General features: G+C 41.1%; 1 protein-coding gene. It reads right to left on the bottom strand.

Annotation, left to right across the window (positions count from 1 at the left end; all coding sequences use genetic code 11):
* Positions 1 to 667, bottom strand: a 667-nt coding sequence (locus H5975_RS08395; protein ID WP_204785633.1) for an IS3 family transposase, incomplete at both ends; no start/stop codon positions are given.

The following is a 667-nucleotide window of genomic DNA, read 5'->3' as shown; positions in this document are numbered from 1 at the left end:
ACTGTTTCGCAAGCGGCGTTATCTAAGCATGTTGCTCGATGGGACATGCTTTGTCTGATCTTTCCTTTGCGCAACAGTTTACGCCAAGCACGATGTTGGTAATGCCATCCTTGGTCAGTATGTAAAGTAATTTGATAGCCAGTTTGTGGTAGTTGTTTAAGTAATTCTTGTAGTGGTGTTAAAGCAAACCGCAGGTTTGGATGTTCACTGATTGCCCAAGTAAGGACTTGTTTAGTTGCCAGATCTTTAATGATTTCCAGATAGACTTTCTGCCCATTTTTCGCCTTGAACTCGGTAATATCACAAACCATTTTCTGATACTTCCGATTACTCATAAAGCGTCGATTGAGCTTATTTTTAGCTTTCTTACCATTAGGACCTTTAGATGAGTCGTATTTACGAACTCGTCGATTATATTTAGTACACTTGAGCCCCATTTCATGCATTAAACGTTGAATGCGCTTATGGTTAGGGACTTGTTTACCAATTATCCGGTAATAATCACGAACCTGGGAACTTAACCGACGTACTCCATATTCGGCTTCATAGTAGTTAAAGAGTCCTTTGATCACCGCTTTGAGTTCTTCTTCGTCCTCATCAGGGTGTTCAAACTTGGACTGCCAATATTGGTAAGTCGACATCGAAATCGGGAGCGCATCAATCAGGT

Origin of the sequence: Limosilactobacillus coleohominis, assembly GCF_016901675.1 — a bacterium.
Lineage (GTDB): Bacteria > Bacillota > Bacilli > Lactobacillales > Lactobacillaceae > Limosilactobacillus > Limosilactobacillus intestinavium.
The sequence above is the reverse complement of the archived record's forward strand: the minus strand, read 5'-3'. Positions and strand labels throughout refer to the sequence as shown.